General features: G+C 67.1%; 1 protein-coding gene. It reads right to left on the bottom strand.

Annotation, left to right across the window (positions count from 1 at the left end; translation table 11 throughout):
* Nucleotides 1-26: 26 nt before the first annotated feature.
* Nucleotides 27-1,262 (bottom strand): IS110 family transposase, encoded by a 1,236-nt coding sequence (locus AB0B83_RS30105; protein WP_357581008.1) that lies wholly within the window; start codon nucleotides 1,260-1,262, stop codon nucleotides 27-29.
* Nucleotides 1,263-1,594: the final 332 nt, after the last annotated feature.

Below are 1,594 nucleotides of genomic sequence, written 5' to 3'. Positions count from 1 at the left end.
GACAAGACATCCGATGGGCGTAACTGTCAAGCTGCGGCGAGGGCTCCGGCCGGAATCGGGAAGGCTGTCGCTTCTCGGTAATGCTCTCGTGTCTTCAGACAGTGGTGAAGGCAGCCGAGGAAGCGATTGAACAGGTGGCGGAAGGCGGCGGCATGGCCGTCGCCGGTGATTCGGCGCCGGTCGTAGTGGGCTCGCGCGCCGGGCGACAGGTTGAGCGCTGACAACCCCCAGGTGAAGCCGACAGCGGCGAGTCGATCGTTCTTGATCCGGCGTTGGGAGACGACCAGACTGCGGCCGGAAGCACGCGTCACAGGTGCCGCCCCGGCGAAAGCCTTCAACGATCGTGCATCAGCGAAGCGGGCGCGATCGTCGCCGATCTCGCCCAGCAGCCGTGCGCCGGCCTGGGCTGCGATGCCGGGGAAGCTGGTGATGATCTCGTAGTCCGGATGCTGCTGGAATGCTGTCTCGACGGCCGCCGACAGGTGGTCGATGCTTGCGCACTCCGTGGTGAGCGTGGCCAGCAACCGCAGTGCTTGGACGCCCATCGCCTGCTCGACGAGCGGATCCTGACGCAGTTGGGGCCGGCGCAGAATGGCGTGGAGTTCGGCGGCGACCTCGTCGATGTTGCGGGAACGGCCGGCCCGGCGCAGCGCAGCGGCGATACGGGCTTTGGACAGCGTGGCCGCTGCGGCGGGAGTCGGGGCGAGTTCGAGCAGGGCTCGGGTCAGCGGTGTGGCCAGGTTCCCGCTGCGGTTGGCGGCGGCTTCGAGCATTGCCGGGTAGTACTCGCGCAGCAGCGACCGCAACTCGTTGCTGGCTCGGGTGCGCCGCCACGTCGCGTCCTGGCAGGCGCGAGCGAGGACCGCGATCGAGCGGGCGAGTTCGGTGTCGGCGGGCAGCGGCCGATGCACCTGCATGTCCGTACGCAGGATGTTTGCCAGCACAACGGCGTCGGCGTGGTCTGATTTCTTGCCCGACGCCGAGTAGCGTTCCCGGTAACGGGCTACGGCCATCGGGTTGATTGGGTAGATCGGGCGGCCGGTGGTGCGAAGCGCTGCGACCAGCAGGCCACGCGGGGTTTCGATCGCTACAGGGATCGGGCAGTCGCCGTCGTCGCCTGCCTCGGCCAGTATCGCCAGAAGCGTCTGGAAGCCCTCGACGGACTCGGTGATGCGGGCCTTCGCTACCAGAGTGCCCTTGTCGTCGACGAGCGCGATGTCGTGGTGCTTCTCGGCCCAGTCGATGCCGCAGGTGACCTTCAATATGTCCTCCAAGTCGGGAGTTGGGCTGGTTCTTGCCCTGCCCGGGATCGCGCGGCGCCCTAATGGAAAGGCTCGATGGCCTGACATCCGATGAGCCGTCCTTGATCCCAGCGACCGGCACGGCTCCCCGTCTTACGTCGAGGGCTCCTGGCCCCGGATGACCGAGGGATGTTCCGTGCTGGCGGGCTCGAACCACGAACAGATCCAATCGGACCCGATCCTGCAGAACGGGCCGAGCCACGCAGCAGCTCCCGCCTTATCGTGAGGCGTCGAACGCCGGGGATATCAAAGGAGTCGCGGCAAGAGCCCGACCCGCTCTGCACCCATTAGGG

The sequence above is a fragment of the Micromonospora sp. NPDC049060 genome, from assembly GCF_040649055.1.
Taxonomy (GTDB): domain Bacteria; phylum Actinomycetota; class Actinomycetes; order Mycobacteriales; family Micromonosporaceae; genus Micromonospora; species Micromonospora reichwaldensis.
Note: the sequence above shows the minus strand (reverse complement) of the source record. Positions and strands in the feature narration are given on the sequence as shown.